This window comes from Blastococcus sp. Marseille-P5729 (assembly GCF_900292035.1).
In the GTDB taxonomy this organism is placed as follows: Bacteria; Actinomycetota; Actinomycetes; order Mycobacteriales; family Antricoccaceae; genus Cumulibacter.
In genome coordinates, this window is record NZ_OMPO01000002.1 from 154,181 (window position 1) to 169,036 (window position 14,856).

12 protein-coding genes are annotated in these 14,856 nt (G+C 66.9%); 6 read left to right on the forward strand and 6 right to left on the reverse strand.

The window, feature by feature from the left end:
- Positions 1-130: 130 nt before the first annotated feature.
- Both DAA40_RS09295 and DAA40_RS09300 read left to right on the forward strand, forming a co-directional pair.
- Positions 131-1,261 (forward strand): FtsK/SpoIIIE domain-containing protein, encoded by a 1,131-nt coding sequence (locus DAA40_RS09295; protein ID WP_158716348.1) that lies wholly within the window; start codon positions 131-133, stop codon positions 1,259-1,261.
- Complete coding sequence (locus tag DAA40_RS09300) at positions 1,258-2,190, forward strand: tyrosine-type recombinase/integrase (protein WP_106849476.1); 933 nt, start codon at positions 1,258-1,260, stop codon at positions 2,188-2,190. The genes DAA40_RS09295 and DAA40_RS09300 overlap by 4 nt, the downstream gene beginning before the upstream one ends.
- Before the next feature lie 380 nt (positions 2,191-2,570).
- Here DAA40_RS09300 and DAA40_RS09305 read toward each other — a convergent pair whose 3' ends face one another.
- The 6 genes from DAA40_RS09305 to DAA40_RS09330 form a co-directional block, all read right to left on the reverse strand.
- A complete protein-coding gene (locus DAA40_RS09305) occupies positions 2,571-3,131 on the reverse strand; it encodes an ATP-binding cassette domain-containing protein (protein WP_158716349.1) in 561 nt (186 codons plus the stop codon).
- Positions 3,124-3,528, reverse strand: coding sequence for a hypothetical protein (locus DAA40_RS09310; RefSeq protein WP_199849676.1), 405 nt, complete (start codon positions 3,526-3,528; stop codon positions 3,124-3,126). The genes DAA40_RS09305 and DAA40_RS09310 overlap by 8 nt, the downstream gene beginning before the upstream one ends.
- 35 nt (positions 3,529-3,563) lie before the next feature.
- Complete coding sequence (locus DAA40_RS09315) at positions 3,564-3,920, reverse strand: hypothetical protein (RefSeq protein WP_106849479.1); 357 nt, start codon at positions 3,918-3,920, stop codon at positions 3,564-3,566.
- A 178-nt stretch (positions 3,921-4,098) separates the two neighbouring features.
- Entirely contained in the window at positions 4,099-5,241 is a 1,143-nt protein-coding gene (locus DAA40_RS09320; RefSeq protein ID WP_199849677.1) for a zinc-binding dehydrogenase, read from the reverse strand.
- A 92-nt stretch (positions 5,242-5,333) separates the two neighbouring features.
- On the reverse strand, positions 5,334-7,109 hold the full coding sequence (locus DAA40_RS09325; protein WP_234356316.1) for an oleate hydratase: 1,776 nt from the start codon (positions 7,107-7,109) through the stop codon (positions 5,334-5,336).
- A gap of 112 nt (positions 7,110-7,221) precedes the next feature.
- Complete coding sequence (locus DAA40_RS09330) at positions 7,222-8,307, reverse strand: DUF3533 domain-containing protein (protein WP_158716350.1); 1,086 nt, start codon at positions 8,305-8,307, stop codon at positions 7,222-7,224.
- 190 nt (positions 8,308-8,497) lie between these two features.
- Between DAA40_RS09330 and DAA40_RS09335 the strand changes: the two genes are divergently transcribed.
- The 4 genes from DAA40_RS09335 (at position 8,498) to DAA40_RS09350 (ending at position 14,855) form a co-directional block, all read left to right on the forward strand.
- Positions 8,498-9,067 (forward strand): TetR/AcrR family transcriptional regulator, encoded by a 570-nt coding sequence (locus tag DAA40_RS09335; protein ID WP_158716351.1) that lies wholly within the window; start codon positions 8,498-8,500, stop codon positions 9,065-9,067.
- Between the two features lie 120 nt (positions 9,068-9,187).
- Positions 9,188-10,147, forward strand: a complete 960-nt coding sequence (locus tag DAA40_RS09340) for an ABC transporter ATP-binding protein (protein ID WP_106849482.1) — start codon at positions 9,188-9,190, stop codon at positions 10,145-10,147.
- Positions 10,144-10,923: an ABC transporter permease gene (locus tag DAA40_RS09345; protein WP_106849483.1), complete on the forward strand. Its 780-nt coding sequence runs from the start codon at positions 10,144-10,146 to the stop codon at positions 10,921-10,923. Before DAA40_RS09340 ends, DAA40_RS09345 begins: the two co-directional genes overlap by 4 nt.
- Positions 10,924-11,042: 119 nt before the next feature.
- Positions 11,043-14,855, forward strand: a complete 3,813-nt coding sequence (locus DAA40_RS09350; protein ID WP_106849484.1) for a multifunctional oxoglutarate decarboxylase/oxoglutarate dehydrogenase thiamine pyrophosphate-binding subunit/dihydrolipoyllysine-residue succinyltransferase subunit — start codon at positions 11,043-11,045, stop codon at positions 14,853-14,855.
- The last annotated feature ends 1 nt before the right edge of the window (position 14,856 follow it).

A 14,856-nucleotide genomic window follows, 5' to 3' on the forward strand; every position in this document is an offset into this window, starting at 1 on the left:
GTGGCTCGCGGTGGGGCTCGCATTGCTGACCGCCGCGAGCCTGTGGCCTGCATTTGTCGGGACCGTGCTGGTCGGGGTTGGCGCGGTTTACGCCCTCCGGCTGTTTGTTCGGTGGCACCGTGACCAAGCGGTGACGGCGGCGCTTGGCGGCCCGGAAGGCCGGCTCATCGTGGAAGCCTGGGCAGCGGTCTGCGCCGAAAGGCTCGGAGCAGTCGTCCCGGTCGTGGCAGCAGACCCGGCTCGCCAGCGGTTCACGGCCGAGCTCCCGACGGGACTCGACGCCGAGCAGGTGCGGCGCCTGGTTCCGGCCTTCACTGCGGCGATGGATGCTCGCGATGTACGCGTGATCGACAAAGGCCGTTTCGTCACGGTGACGGTGCGTCGGGGGTCGGACCCCCTCGAAGCCTCGATGACCATCGATTGTCTCGCGACCGTGCCGACGTGTGCGTCGCTGAAGGCGGTGCCGGTAGGCGTGACCGAAGACGGCGACGTGTGGCCGGTGCCGGTCGAGGGTGGTTCGACCGTCCTTGGTGGCGTCCCCGGGTCCGGAAAGTCGGTGGGGATCTCGGCGGTGCTCGCTGCTCTCGCACCCCGCGCCGATGTTCAGATCGTGGGTATTGACATGAAGGGCGGTCTCGAGATGGCGGCCTGGCGGCCGCGGCTGAGTACAGTCGCGGGCGATCAGACGACCGCGATCGACGTCCTCGAACAGCTCGACCGACTCCGTCTCGCGCGGCAAGACCAGCTCCTCGCGGCGGGTGCGACGAATGCTGCCACGCTCGGCTGGTCTACCGATTTTCCACTGGTGGTCGCGGTCCTGGACGAGTGCGCGGAGGCTTTCGCGCCCGAGGACACCTCGAAGGAGGCGAAGGAACGCACAGCCCGGCTCACCGCGCTTACCTCGCGCCTGGTGCGACTGGGCCGAGCTGTCGGCGTTGTGGCGGTTCTGGCGACGCAGAAGCCGACTGCCGAGAGTTTGCCGACGCCAATCCGGGACAACGCCGGGACCCGGGTAGCCATGCGGTGCACGACTCCGGAGCAGGCTCGGGCGATCCTTGGCGATACTCCGGATGGGGCGCCATCTCCTACCGCGATCAGCCGGGAGACTCCGGGCGTGGCTGTGGCGGAAGTTGGCGGCGAGCTGCGTCGTGTGCGGGTCGCGTTCGTTCCTGACGAGGTACGCCGCCAAATAGCTCAGGCGACGGCTCACCTAGCGCGTCCGCTCGCCGAGCTCGTGCCGCAGCAGGAGCAGATGGCATGACCACAGCAGCCCTTCCTCCTGATAACTGCCCATCCCAAGCCGAGATGGGCCGGGTCAAGGCTGCGCCGCAGGCGCATCCCGTAGGGACGCGAAGCGGCCTGGACGCGGCCCAGCTCGGCGGGACAATCGAGGATCAGGAGAAGGCTCCTCAGATTACCTTCGGCGATGTAGCCGGACGAATGCTGGCGATCAAGAGCCTGAGCTGGTCGCCGGGCTCAGCCGATCGCGCAGCCGGAATCGTGCGTAACCATCTGGCGCACTGGTCCGAGGTCCCGGTCGCGAGTATCAACCGCGACGACGTGCTGGCGTGGGTGCAGGAACGCCGGGAAGCCGGTGTCGGCACCGCGACGATCAGTAAGGCGCTGAGCCTGTTTCGATCGACGTGGGCAGAGGCCGCGACGCGTGGCCTCGTGACGAAGTCCGATCCAGCCATGGGTGTGAGCGTCCGGAAGCCGCGACACACCGTCGGCCGGCACCTGAGCGAGAAAGAGTTTGGACGACTTGTCCGTGCGGCCAGTACTGCCGACTTCCGGCTGCAGCTTCTGCTTACCGGCGTGTTAGGCCTGCGATGGGGTGAGCTCGCAGGGCTGAACGTCGGCGATATCGACCTGAATCAGGGCGTGGTGATGGTGCGACGCAGCCTTGCGCGTGGTGGCGGCCGGTACGTCGAGAAGTCTCCCAAGACGAAGGCCTCGGCCAGAACCGTGCCCCTACCTGCGTCAATGAGTGATCTCGTTCGGCGCGTTCTTGCGGAGCGACAGTCCGGTCACTCCGGACCGTTGTTCGTAGGTCCGGAGACCCCGCGCCTGACGTACCACACAAGCAGGCGCCAGCTGGTCCGCGTTGCGGATGTCGCCGAGGTCCCGGACTGCACCGGCTGGCACGTCCTTCGCCGCACGGCCGCGACCCTCGCGTTGCGGGCGGCCTGAACCTCAAAGACGTCCAAGCCCTTCTTGGGCACGAGAACCCGACTCTGACGGCCATGAGCTACATCGCTGCGCGCGACAACCTCGCGCTTGCTGAGCCGCTGGACGCCCTGGTGCGTGCTACTTCCCGGCCTGTGGCCTGATCCCGCATCGCGCGGTTGATCGCTACATAACCCACCTTGACTGACCAGAACCGGTCTCGTCGTCTGTATGTGCCATGCAACGTCTCTCCGGAGGCGGGAGCGCAGGTTCGAATCCTGCCGGGGGCACTTCGACTTCTGAGTCCGCAGCGAGCGGGCGTGTTGTCAGCAAGCGGGGAAAAATCCCCTCTTGCTGAGGGTTTGCCCGCTTGCCGGCGACTTCCCCGCGCGGAATCCCGCTCCTCAGAGCTCGTCGACGACGACGTCCGCAACCTCATCTGCGAGCCGCTCGTTGTAGGTGGCGAGCACGATCGTCGCGCCGGCATCGCGCACCTCGCGAATGCGGCCGGCCAGCCAGCCCAGTGATGCCTGGTCCAGACCCCGCTCCGGCTCATCGAGCACGATGAGCGCTCGCCCGCTGGAGAGCGCGAGCTCCGCCGCGATCCGCCGGCGCTCCCCCATCGACATCGCCCACGGTTCGTGACCGGCGCGGTGTGACAGGCCGAGCCGATCGAGTAGTTCCCGTGCGGCATCCGCGTCGCCGATCCGGTCGGCGACGGAGTCGATTACCGCGGTCTGCTCGGCGAGCCCGTCTTCGTGCCACATTGCCGCTGTCGCAGGCGCGCGCACCGAACCGGCGTCCGGACGCCGGACGCCGGCGATGCACTCCAGCAGCGCAGTACGGCGCACGTCGTCCTCCTCGAGGATCGCAACGCACTGGGCGGCCAGCAGGTCGAAGCTGACGCCGTCGAGCAGCCCGGTCACCGCGAGATCCCGCACCCGTACGGCGAGTGGGTCATCCATCGCTTCGCCCAGTCGCTCTGGCGGCTCGGCCACCCGGCTCCTTCTCGACGGCTGCTCGGGTGCGCCCGAGCCAGGCAAGCCCCAGGACCGGGAGCACCAGCGGCACGAACGCATACCCGATGCCAAACCGAGACCACACGGTCGCGTCCGGGAGCTCCTGCGGGACGACCAGGCTGGCGATGCCCACTGTCACGACGCCGGCCAGCTCGACCAGGCACAGCGCGCGAGCGATCCGCCAGGAGGACGCCGACTCGCGCCCGAGGAAGATCGCGTTCAGCAGATAGATGCACGCCGCGACGGCCGAGAGGATGTAGGCCACCGGCGCGTGCTCGAACTTCGTCGCGATCTGCACAGCTGCCCGGGCGCCCGCCGACAGCGCGAAGATCGCGTACACCATGACAAGGATTCGGCCCGGGCCTGCCGATCGACGTGCTACCTCGTCCACAGCTGTTGCAACCTCACCTCGAGCACCGCGACCACGAACCCGGCCACCGCCATCGCCACCGAGCTCCATCGCGACCGCTCGACGTAGGCCACATACGCGGCGGCTGGGAGCATGATGACGTTAGTGGCGAGATAACCGATGAAGGTCGCCGTCTCGCTCATCTCGTGTCCTCGCCCCATCTGCACCGCGGCCACGACGGCCTGCGCCACCACGAGCGCCGCGGAGAGCGCGAGCATCAGCAGTGCCGGCCTCCTGGGCGCGTGGCGACCGCGGAAGTCTACGTAGGCGAGCAGGGTCAGCAGGAGCGCGCAGGCGATCACGGCGTATCGAAGCCAGTCGATCATCTGGTCTCCTTACCAACTCCAATGAGGCATCCACATCGGTCGACCGACGCGTGACAATCGGCGTCGTCACACTACCTGCAGCCGGTAGGCTCGCCCCGCGACCACGCCCTCGAGCGCATCAAGTCGGAGGTGGCGGCCTACGTTGGACCGACACCTCCGACTCTTGAGGCCTGCCGGCTCAGGCGCCGTCAGGAACCAGCACGAAACGGATCGGGTTGCCGTCCTTGCGGTCGAGCGCCTTGATGGCCTCGGCCGCCTGAGACAGCGGGAAGGTACGAGTCACACTGGAGGCGAAGTCGAGGCGGCCGAGCTCCAGCAGACGTACCAGCTGCGGGACGAATTCTGGTCCCGAGCCGTAGTGGCCGCGAATCTGAAGCTTGCGGAACGTGTAATCGAAGTCCGGCTGAGTCTCGATCGGCTTACCGCTGATCCCGGTGACGATGAGTCGACCTCCACGGCGAAGCGCAGCAAGCGCCTGGCTTCGTACTGGGGCCACACCGGCGAAGTCGAAGGCGACGTCCAGACCATGAGGTGCCTGCTCGGCGAGCAGGCCCTCCAACTCTTCGGGTCCCACGGCGAAATCGGCACCCAACGCGAGGGCACGGGTGCGGGCGGCCTCAAGCGGGTCGATGGCGATGATGGGGGCGGCGCCGGCGAAACGGAGCAACTGCACGCCGTGGGCGCCGAGGCCGCCGAGACCCCAGATGCCGACCGACTCGCCCGCCGCAATCTCGCCCGTGGCCGAGATTGCGGCCCAAGGAGTCGAAACCGCGTCCGGGATGATGCACGCCTGCTCGAAGCTGAGGCTTTCCGGAAGCGGGATCACGGCACTCTCGACGCTGATGGCGTAGTCGGCGTACCCGCCGTCATAGTCCACGCCGCGCGTGAGCACCTGGCCCTCGGCAGTCTGGTGACCTGCCTGAAGAACGACTCGCTGTCCCACGCTGAACCGGGTGACGCCAGGGCCGGTTGCATCGATGACACCGGCGACCTCGTGACCGAGCGTGACGACGTCGCCGTCGAGGAAAAGGGGGGTGATCGTGCCGTCGGCCAGGTGGACGTCGGAGAGGCAGACGCCGGCAGCCTTCACCGCGATCCGCACCTCCCCTGCTTTCGGCTCGGGAACAGGGACGTTCTCGACGGAAAGTTCGTGCGTGGCGATGTTGAGTCGCACCGCAGTCATGTTGTCTGACACGTGCATTCCTTTCTTGATCTTTTCGCCGGGCGGACGCTCGGGCGAAACACACTTCCCCGCTGGCGGCTTCACCTGTTCTGGCGTGGCCGCGTCAGGGCTCGATGAGATCACCGGCACTGGCTTCACTACGGTTGCCCTGTCCTACGCCGTCGTCGGGCTACGTCCACCGATGCACGGCGGGGAGCACCCGATTTTCCGGGGGACCTGGCGCCCCACGCTCAGTCGGGAAGCAGCCCGGACTCTGAGAGCAGTTGTCCGACTTCGGTGTGGTCGAGCTTGTCCAGGACCCGGCTGCGCAAGAACTTCGGGCCGGGCACATGGACCTCCTCGCCGTCTCGAAGCCGGCTCGTGGCGTTCAACAGGCTGCGGACGTCATAGGTCGAGTTGAAGACCTCGGGCACGCCGCGCTCGATGTCGAGGAGGGTGTAGACGGCCTCCATCGGCGTACGCACCGAGTACTCGGTGGTGAAGATGCAATCGCGCTGTGCGGACTCGGCGAACTGGCCGATGAACGCGAAGTTGACCGAGCCCTCGGGCACGACGTCGGGCCGATCGCCGGCCTGACGAGGCATGAAGAACGAGGTCACGTAGGGCATCATCACGGGCACGGTCTTGGCGCCGGTGGCAGCGAGCTCGGGGATGTCCTCGACCGGGACGCCGAGGTGATAGAGCCACTCAGCGGTGATCTCCTCCCCGGTGCACTCCTGCATCGGCTTCTTGATGTAGTCGCCGGGAACATCGACGAACAGCGAGTACACCCATACCACGATCTCCTCCGACGACTGCTGCTTGAAGTGCGGCTGCCGGTTGACCGTCCAACTCATCAGCCAGCTGGAGTCCCGCGCGGTGACGATGCCGCCGGTCACGACCTTGCCGCTGAAGGGGTCCCGCTTGCAGACCCGCTGAATGTATTCGGGGATCCGGCGATCCAGGGTGGTGACGGTGGCGGACTCCCACTTGGTCTCGGGGATGTGAGCGCCGAAGACGTCGGGCCGCCCGAAGGCCGGGTCGTTGGCGGCGATGCGACGCCACAGGTCCCACGCCGGCGCGGGACCCTCGTCGAGCTTGGCGGGGGTGTGGTGGTCGCCGTTGTCGGAGTTCTCGGTGAGCGAGCCGATGGTCATGAACAGCAGGTCGTCGGCGCCGAGGTCGACGCCGCCGGGTTCACCGTCGCGGACCCAGTGCAGCCGCGTGGCCTGCTTGGCCTGCTCGGTGATGTCGAAGTCGACGTCGGTGACCTCGGTGCTGAAGTGGAAGGTGACGCCCTGGTCGAGCAGCCAGCGGTAGAGCGGTAGCACGAGAGACTCGTACTGGTTGTACTTGGTGAATTTCAACGCCGAGAAGTCCGGGAGCCCACCGATGTGGTGGATGAAGCGGTGCAGGTAGAGCTTCATCTCCAGTGCGGAGTGCCACTCCTCGAAGGCGAACATGGTGCGCCAGTACAGCCAGAAGTTGCTGGCTAGGAAGTCGGGACCGAACACCTCGTTGATCCGCTTGTTCTCCATCTCCTCCCGCGTGGCGAGGAAGACTCTCACGATGTCCTTCTGAGCCTTCTCATTGAGGGTGAACAGTCCGTCGGTGCGCGCGTCGCGGCCTTGCTTCTCGGTGACCCGCTGGAGCGAGTAGTTGGGGTCATCGCGGTTGAGCCAGTAGAACTCATCCAGGACGCTGGCGCCCTCGACCTCGATCGAGGGGATCGACCGGAACAGGTCCCACAGGCACTCGAAGTGATCCTCCATCTCGCGGCCGCCTCGGATCACGAAGCCCTTCTTGGGCTCCTTGATCCCGTCCAGAGCGCCGCCGGGAAGGTCGAGGCGCTCCAAGATCGTGATCTTCGAGCCGTCCATCTGACCGTCGCGGATCAGGAAAGCCGCACCCGCGAGGGATGCCAGACCCGCGCCGACGAACCAAGCCGTCTTGTCCTCCACGCCGGCCGGCTTGCGGGGCCGGACGAACGCCTCGTAGTTGCCACTGGTGTAGCGCATGTTGCTCATTCCTTTCATTCGGGGCTCTGCTGGTCGGGGCTCTGTTGGTCGGTCCCGTCGGGGCGGGAATGAATAATGAATGTTGTACGGAGTCGACGTCAGTTTTTCCGGCCGCAGGCCGTCACACCTTCGTGTCGGGCACCGCGTCGACGGGCTCGCCGGCAGCGACCCGGTCCCCGGCCGGCTCACCCAAGGTATGGGTGATCGTGACCGCGAGAAGCGAGCCGACCACCAGGTAGGCAACCAGGACCCAGAGCTCCCACCCCACTCCCCCGGCCCCGAAGTAGACGGTGTCACGCACCAGCCGTGTGGTGGCACCGGTGGGGATGAAGGGGCCGATCGCGCTCCAGAAGCCCGGGAGCAGACTTGCCTGATACGGGCCACCTGCGCTGGGATTGCCGAGTACTACGAACAGCAGTACCGCCGCACCGATGCCGAACGTACCGAGCAGGGCCTCCAGCCCCACCGTCGTGGCTGCGACAGCGAACACCGTCAGGGACCCAACGAGTCCAAGCGGCAGCACATGTCCGGTCCAGACGTCCAGGCCGGTCCCGACGATCAGCGCGCCACCGAAGCCTAGGAGCAGGGCGTAGGGCACAAGGAACCCGAGACGCACGACCGCGTGGCGTCGCGTGGTCGCCCTGGCCCCCTCGGCGATCGCGAGAAGGCTGGCGACGAGGTAGCCGCCGACGACCCAGCCCACGGCCAGATAGAAACCGGTCAGACCACGAGCGTCGCCCTTGGCCACCGGAACCAGATCGGTCACCGTGTAGGAGCGCCCCTGCGCGTTCTCGACACCCGCAATGACCTGTTCTACTGCAGTGACAACCGATGCGCCGCCACCCGAGGCGACATAGAGCACGTCGGAATCGCCGGCCGGGTTGATCACGATTCCAGCACTCGTGCTGCCGTCCCGAACCGCCTCTCGCACCGTGTCGGCCGAGTCCGCGGCGCTCGCTTCCAGGGGCGTTCCGTCGAGGCCGTTGAGCTGCTCCACCACGGGATCGACGGCTGCCTCGCCGTTCGCCGAGTCTGCGGCGACCAGGACGGGGACGCTGTGTGGCGTGGGGTCGTGGAACGCGGCCACGTAGCTGTAGATGAAACCCAGTGCCAGCAGCAGTGTGCCGAACAGCAGCGCGATCGTTCGAGGTGAGGCCGATGCCCGCACCTCGCCGCGCCATGAGTCAGAAAGTCGTGAACCACCCATGACTCCGACATTACGATGCAAAACGTCTTCGATGCAATATGTATTAAGGTGGTGGTCGTCATACATCGGATGCGCAGTGGGGTCGTGGCATGGCGGCCGTCTCGCAGCGTGAAAGGGAGGCGTCGCGATGCCCGCGGCCGAAACACGGAAATCTCTACTGTCCAGGCGGCGGGCCGAGACGCGTGCTCGCTTGGTCCAGGCCGCGGGAGAACTCTTCGACGAGACCGGCACAACCGGCGCCGGGGTGAACGACGTCTGCTCCCGCGCCGGCTACACCCGCGGCGCCTTCTACTCCAACTTCGAGTCCATGGATGAGCTCTACCTCGCCGTCTGCGACGACCGTGCCCGGGCCTTGCTGGACCGCGTCGAAGCGGCCATCGATGAGCGGATCACCGCGCGCCCCGGTCCGCTCGACCTGGACCATGCAGTCAGCGAAGTCGTCGCGGTGCTACCCCTGGACCCTTCCTGGTTCGCAGCACGCAGCGTGTTCATCGCCCAAGCCGCCGCCCGGCCGATGGCTGCAGATATGTTGCGGCGACACCACGAAGATCTCGTGGACCGTCTCGGCCCGCTCGGCACCGCGAGCCTGCGCGCGGCCCAACGAACGGCAACCGTCACGGAGTCGGCACTGGCAGAGGCAATGCTTGGCGCCTACGACGGCGCCATGCTGCACGCTGTCATCTACCCCGACCGCGCCCATGCTTTTCTCCAAAGTGCTGTCAAGGCGGTCCTCCTCGGCTCCTCGGCGACCAGTCCCTGAGGGCGAGGCCATCGCACTACCGCTGGACATCTCGAACGGGCATTCGGGGGATATGCCGGGCCAAGAACCGCGCGTAGCGGCCGGCGCCGTCACACTACCTGCAGCCGGTAGGCTCGCCCCGTGACCACGACACCCAGTGCGCAACCAGGTGGCCAGATCGTCGCCTCACACCTCACGAAGGTCTACGGCGGTCAGAGGGCGGTCGACGACCTCAGCTTCACCGTCGAGCCCGGCTCGATCACCGGCTTCCTCGGCCCGAACGGCGCAGGCAAGTCGACGACCCTTCGCATGCTGCTCGGCTTGAGCACACCCACCTCCGGCACCTCGACGGTCGCTGGACGCGCCTATGCCGATCTGCCCGATCCACTGGCCGTCGTCGGATCAGTGCTCGATCCGGCGTTCCATCCCGGTCGTACCGGCCGGGACCATCTGCGCGTGTACTGCGCTGCGGCGGGGCTGCCGGACAAGCGTGCAGACGAGGTCCTGCACCTGGTCGGGCTCGACAAGGCGGCCCGCCGCAAGGCGGGCGGCTACTCGCTGGGGATGCGTCAGCGCCCCGGCCCCGCGACCGCGCTGCTCGGCAACCCGCGGATCTTGATGCTCGACGAGCCGGCCAACGGGCTCGACCCCGAGGGCATCCAGTGGCTAAGGCGGTTCCTGCGGCACCTCGCCGACGAAGGTCGCACCATCCTGATCTCCAGTCACCTGCTGCAGGAGGTCGAGCAGACCGTCGACAGGGTGGTCATCATCGCCAAGGGCAGGCTGGTCCGCGAGGGCACCGTCGCGGAGCTGTCCGGCTCCCTGGAACAGGCCACGGTCGTGCGCGGGCCCGATCTCTCGCGGCTGGCTGCCGAGCTCGAACGGGTGGCGCCGGGCTCGGTCAGCACCGCGGCAGACGGTCTGCGGGTGCGCGGGGTGCCCACCCGCCGCGTCGGCGAGCTGGCGTTCGCCACTCAGACGCTGCTGCACGAGCTCGCCGATGACAAGAAGGACCTCGAGTACCTCTACTTCCAGCTCACCGCCGGGCAGGGCGAGTACGAGACTTCGGCAGACCCGAGCGCGGGAGGGCACCGGCCGTGAAGCTGATCAAATCGGAGCTGCGCAAGTTCTTCAGCACCAAGACCTGGATCTGGCTGCTCATCGGCTGTGTCCTCCTCGCGCTCATCCAGGTCGTGCTCACCCTGTCGTTCGCGGGATCCGGGGGCGCCGAGGGTGGGCCGCCGGCGTTTCCGCCCATCGAGTCGCCGGAGATCCAGAAGATCGTGCTCACCGGCCCGGCCAATGCAACGATCTTCATCGCGATCCTCGGCGTCATCGGCATCACTGCGGAGTACCGGCACAAGACGATCGCACCGACCTTCCTCGCCACCCCAAAGCGGTGGAAGGTCGTGGCAGCCAAGCTGCTGACCTATCTGATGCTCGGAGTCGGATATGCGGTCGTCGCTGCGGTCTTCGTCGTCCTCGTCTCCATGATCTGGATCAATGCCCGCGGCGGCGAGTTCAGCCTCGGCGGCGACAACTGGAAGATCCTGCTGGGCGCCGCGATCGCCGCCGCACTCTACGGAATCATCGGTGTCGCCGTCGGCTCGCTGGTGCCGAACCAGATCGCCGCCATCAGCGGCCTGCTCGCCTACATGTTCGTCATCGAGCCGATCCTCTCGGCCATCCCCGCGACCCAGGGGGTCTACCGGTACCTACCCGGCGGGGCTGCGTCCGCGCTGTATACCTATGCGGACGTCGGCGGGCCCACCGGAGACCTCCTCAGCCCCATCGCCGGAGGGCTGCTGCTCGCCGGCTACGCGGCCCTACTCGCGGGTATTGCATACCTGGTGTCGACGCGGCGCGAGGTTTCCTGAATCGTCCGGTGGGGCCTGTCACACAGGACGCGGATGAAGGCGTAGCGTAGGAGGCATCTATTGCGCCTTTCGCGCGGCAGCACACCCCACCGAAACACAGAAAAAGGCGATTTCGCACCGTGTCGACACAGCAGGAATCAGTCCCCCCGCAAGTCTCTCCCACGTCCGACTTCGGCACGAACGACTGGGTCATCGAGGACATGTACCAGCGGTACCTCGAGTCACCGGACAAGGTAGACCCGGCCTGGCACGAGTTCTTCGCGGACTACAAGCCCTCCAGCGGATCCGACAAGCCCTCCAGCGGATCCGACAAGGGCTCCGGTGGATCCGATGCGACGTCGACCGCGTCGTCCAACGGTGCCCCGCCCAAGGCCGCCAAGAAGTCCGACAAGCCGCGCCCTGCGGCCGGGACCGCCCCGAAGCCGCAGGAGAAGCCGAGCGAGGTCGACGACGCCCGCCCGGCCGGCACGCAAGCGGTCGACGGACAGTCCGAGTCGGTCAAGAACGTCGGCCAGGCGAAGGCCGCCCAGGCCTCCCGCGGGGACGCCAAGACATCCGGGCCGAAGAAGCCCGCCGCCAAGCCGGCCAGTGGAGACGCCGAGTACCAGCAGCTGCGGGGTGCGGCCGGCAAGATCGTCTCCAACATGGAGCAGTCGTTGGAGATCCCGACTGCGACCTCGGTACGCGCGGTGCCGGCCAAGCTGCTCGCAGACAACCGCATCGTCATCAACAACCATCTCAAGCGCGCCCGCGGCGGGAAGGTCTCCTTCACCCACCTGATCGGCTTCGCGCTCGTGGAGGCCCTGAAGGACTTCCCGGAGATGAACTACTCCTACGCCGAGGTCGACGGCAAGCCGAACCTCGTCAAGCCGGCTCACGTGAACCTCGGGCTCGCGATCGATCTGGAGAAGCCGGACGGTTCACGCACCCTTGTCGTGGCCAGCATCAAGGGCTGCGAGCAGATGGACTTCGCGCAGTTCCTGGCCGCCTACGAGGACATCGTGCGGCGGGCGCGCAACAACAAGCTCACCCTCGACGACTACGCGGGAACCACGATCTCCCTGACCAACCCGGGCACCGTGGGCACCAACCACTCCATAGCCCGGCTGATGAGCGGGCAGGGCGCCATCATCGGCGTCGGCGCGATGGACTACCCCGCCGAGTTCCAGGGCATGAGCGAGGCGACCCTTAACGAGCTCGCGGTCAGCAAGATCATGACCCTGACCTCGACGTACGATCACCGCATCATCCAGGGTGCCTACTCCGGTGACTACCTGCGCCGCCTGCACGCGCTGCTGCTGGGCGAGGACGGCTTCTACGACCGGATCTTCCAGGCGCTGAAGATCCCCTACGAGCCGGTCCGCTGGCTGCCGGACATCAGCCGCACCCACGAGGGCCAGATCGACAAGGGCGCCCGGATCGTCGAGCTCATCGACGCCTACCGCACCAAGGGCCACCTGATGGCTGACACCGACCCGCTGAACTACCAGCAACGTAGCCATCCTGACCTGGATATCCGCACTCACGGACTCACGCTGTGGGATCTTGACCGCGAGTTCCCGGTCGGCGGGTTCGCCGGTAAGCCGACGATGGCCCTTCGCGAGATCCTCGGCGTGCTGCGTGATGCCTACTGCCGCACTGTCGGTGTCGAGTACATGCACATCACCGACCCCGAGGAGCGCCGCTGGATCCAGGAGCGGATCGAGGGCGTCGAGGAGCGGATGCCGGTCGAGTGGCAGAAGCACATCCTGGGCCGGCTCAACGCCGCCGAGGCGTTCGAGACCTTCCTGCAGACCAAGTTCGTCGGCCAGAAGCGCTTCTCGCTCGAGGGCGGCGAGACCGTCATCGCGCTGCTGGACGCCGTCCTGCAGCGCGCCGCAGAGCACGAGCTCGACGAGGTCGCGATCGGCATGCCGCACCGCGGGCGGCTGAACGTGCTGGCGAACACCGTTGGCAAGTCGTACGGGCAGATCTTCCGCGAGTTCGAGGGCAACATCGATCCTGCGACCGCGCACGGCTCGGGTGACGTGAAGTACCACCTGGGGGCAGAGGGCGAGTTCACCCATCCGGTGACCGGTCACTCCACCACGGTGTCGCTGACCTCGAATCCCTCGCACCTGGAGACCGTCAACCCGGTTCTCGAGGGCATCGTCCGCGCCAAGCAGGACAAGATCAACAAGGGCGAGCAGGGCTTCACGGTGCTCCCGGTGCTGCTGCACGGAGACTCGGCCTTCGCCGGCCAGGGCGTCGTGGCCGAGACGCTGAACCTCTCGCAGCTGCGCGGCTATCGCACCGGCGGTACCGTGCACATCGTCGTGAACAACCAAGTCGGCTTCACCACCTCGCCGGCCGCGGCCCGTTCCTCGCTGTACTGCACCGACGTCGCCCGCATGGTCTCCGCGCCGATCTTCCACGTCAACGGGGACGACCCCGAGGCCTGCGTGCGCGTTGCGCGGCTCGCGGTCGAGTACCGCCAGGCGTTCAAGAAGGACGTGGTCATCGACATGGTGTGCTACCGGCGCCGCGGCCACAACGAGGGCGACGATCCGTCGATGACCCAGCCGCTGATGTACGACGTGATCGATGCGAAGCGTTCGGTGCGCAAGCTCTACACCGAGGCGCTGATCGGCCGTGGCGACATCACGATGGATGAGGCAACCGAGGCACTGCAGGACTTTCAGAGAAAGCTCGAGCAGGTCTTCGTCGAGACCCGCGAGGCCGAGCCGCCGTCCGGCAAGAAGCCCGAGATGGAGGTCCGCGACGACTCAGAGGTCAAGACCTCGGTCAGCCCCGAGATCCTCAAGCGAATCGGCGACGTGCACGTCTCCTATCCCGAGGGCTTCACGGTCCACCCGAAGCTGCAGAAGCTCGTCGAGCGTCGCGCGGCCATGGTCACCCAGGGCGACATCGACTGGGGCATGGGCGAGATCCTCGCCTTCGGCTCACTGCTGGCCGAGGGCGTGCCAGTGCGGCTCGCGGGTCAGGACTCGCGTCGCGGCACCTTCGTGCAGCGTCACGCGGTGCTGATCGACCGCAAGGACGGCGAGGAGTACACCCCGCTGCTGTACCTAGGCAAGGGTCAGGCCCGCTTCTGGGTCTTCGACTCACTGCTGTCGGAGTACGCCGCGATGGGCTTCGAGTATGGATACTCGGTCGAGAACACCGAAGCCCTGGTGGTCTGGGAGGCGCAGTTCGGCGACTTCGCCAACGGCGCCCAGTCCATCATCGACGAGTACATCACCTCGGGCGAGGCAAAGTGGGGCCAGCGCTCGGGCGTCGTCCTGATGCTGCCGCACGGCCACGAGGGCCAGGGCCCGGATCATTCGTCGGCGCGGATCGAGCGCTACCTGGCGATGTGCGCTGAGGACAACATGACCGTGGCGAACTGCACCACGCCGGCCAACCACTTCCACATCCTGCGCCGCCACGCGCTTGATGACATCCACCGGCCGATGGTGCTGTTCACGCCGAAGTCGCTGCTGCGCGCAAAGGCCGCGACCTCCCAGGTCGAGGACTTCACCGAGGGACACTTCAAGCACGTGATCGGCGATCCGGACGCCGACCCGCAGAAGGTGACCCGGGTGCTGCTGGCCTCGGGCAAGATCAACTACGATCTCCTGGCGGCGCGCAAGAAGGCCGGCAAGGACAACGTAGCGGTCCTGCGCGTCGAGCAGCTCTATCCGATCCCGTCGTCCTACATCGCCGAGGAGCTGGCGAAGTACCCGAACATGCAGGAGCTGTGCTGGGTTCAGGAGGAGCCGGCGAACATGGGTGCGTGGTCGTTCATGGCCATGAACCTGCCCGCCGACCTGCCCGCCGGGACACCTCCGCTACAGGGAATCTCCCGCCCCGCGTCCGCATCCCCCGCGGTCGGCTTCAAGACGGTCCACGACCAGACCCAGACCGAGCTGATCCAGCGCGCCCTCGGCTAGA

Coding starts and splice junctions, on each gene's coding strand:
- DAA40_RS09305 (WP_158716349.1), bottom strand. CDS start 3,131: ATGGATGACCCACTCGCCGTACGGGTGCGGGATCTCGCGGTGACCGGG.
- DAA40_RS09315 (WP_106849479.1), bottom strand. CDS start 3,920: ATGATCGACTGGCTTCGATACGCCGTGATCGCCTGCGCGCTCCTGCTG.
- DAA40_RS09300 (WP_106849476.1), top strand. CDS start 1,258: ATGACCACAGCAGCCCTTCCTCCTGATAACTGCCCATCCCAAGCCGAG.
- DAA40_RS09310 (WP_199849676.1), bottom strand. CDS start 3,528: ATGGTGTACGCGATCTTCGCGCTGTCGGCGGGCGCCCGGGCAGCTGTG.
- DAA40_RS09330 (WP_158716350.1), bottom strand. CDS start 8,307: ATGGGTGGTTCACGACTTTCTGACTCATGGCGCGGCGAGGTGCGGGCA.
- DAA40_RS09325 (WP_234356316.1), bottom strand. CDS start 7,109: ATGAGCAACATGCGCTACACCAGTGGCAACTACGAGGCGTTCGTCCGG.